This is a genomic window from Herbaspirillum lusitanum P6-12, assembly GCF_000256565.1.
GTDB lineage: Bacteria > Pseudomonadota > Gammaproteobacteria > Burkholderiales > Burkholderiaceae_D > Herbaspirillum > Herbaspirillum lusitanum.
Genome location: NZ_AJHH01000073.1, coordinates 1 through 1,109, shown reverse-complemented (window position 1 = coordinate 1,109; position 1,109 = coordinate 1). Strand labels below are relative to the sequence as shown.

The 1,109-nt window shown below is 63.0% G+C and carries 2 protein-coding genes; both read right to left on the bottom strand.

Annotated features, from left to right (window positions below):
• Window positions 1-50: 50 nt before the first annotated feature.
• Window positions 51-509, bottom strand: a complete 459-nt coding sequence (locus tag HLUSI_RS0102545) for a nuclear transport factor 2 family protein (protein ID WP_029363037.1) — start codon at window positions 507-509, stop codon at window positions 51-53.
• A gap of 46 nt (window positions 510-555) precedes the next feature.
• The coding region (locus tag HLUSI_RS0102540; protein WP_016832479.1) for a 5-dehydro-4-deoxyglucarate dehydratase at window positions 556-1,109 on the bottom strand (554 nt) is incomplete at its 5' end.

Genomic DNA, 1,109 nt, shown 5'->3' with positions numbered 1-1,109 from the left:
TGGCAAGCGCCGCGGCTTCGGTTTTTTTATTTCAACAGCAGCAACCCGGCTCAGGTCGGCGCCGCGAAACGCACCGCCTGGCGCGCCAACAGACGCCATTGGCCGCCGGTCTTCTTCCAGACCATCAGGATCTTCAACGCGACATTGCCCGGCTTGCCGGAGTCGCTGGTCACGGCCGTCAGCGTGTGGCGGACCACGGCGACGTTTTCCTGCACGTTAACGGTTTGCGCCGTCAGGTCGATCTTGACGAAGGTCGATTCGCCGCTGGCCAGCTGGCCTATGAATTCGCCCTTGGTCTGCACCACGCCGTTGGAGTGGCCGTAGCTCAGTTGCTCTTCGGTCAGCGCATCCAATGCGCCGCGGTCGATCTGCGAGGTCATTGCCACGCGCAGTTTTTCGACCGCGGTCGCCACTGCCTGTTCGTCGGCGGTTGGGGCAGCCGCTGCGCCCTGAGCGATCACCATTGAGCATGCCATGGCGCTGGCCAGATACATCCATTTCCTGAACATCTTGTCTCCTTGAGTAGTTGTGATTGGGTAGGACTTTGAGTGGAAATCATTGCGGACCCAGCTTGGCAATCAGCGCGCCGAGGGCTTCGCATTCGGCGGCGTTGAGATCGGTCAGCGGGGCGCGCACCGGGCCGGCGTCATGGCCCACCAGGCGGGCGCCGGCCTTGACGATGCTGACCGCGTAGCCTTGCATGCGGTTGCGGATTTCGAGGTAAGGCATGAAGAATTCGCGCAGCAGGTGATGCTGGGTGGCGAGATCGTCCGCGGCGACGGCATGGTAGAACTCCATCGCAGTTTTGGGGATGAAGTTGAACACCGCCGACGAGTACACCGGCGTGCCCAGCGCCTTGTAGGCGGCGGCATAGACTTCGGCCGTCGGCAAGCCGCCGAGGTAGGCGAAGCGGTCGCCCATCTTCATGTAGATCGAAGACATCAGCTCGATGTCGCCGATACCGTCCTTGAAACCGACCAGGTTGGGGCAACGCTCGGCGAGACGCGCCAGCGTGGCGGGCGTCAGGCGGCATTGGCCGCGGTTGTAGACGATGACGCCGAACTTGACGCTCTTGCAGACCGCTTCCACGTGCGCGGCCAGGCCGTCCT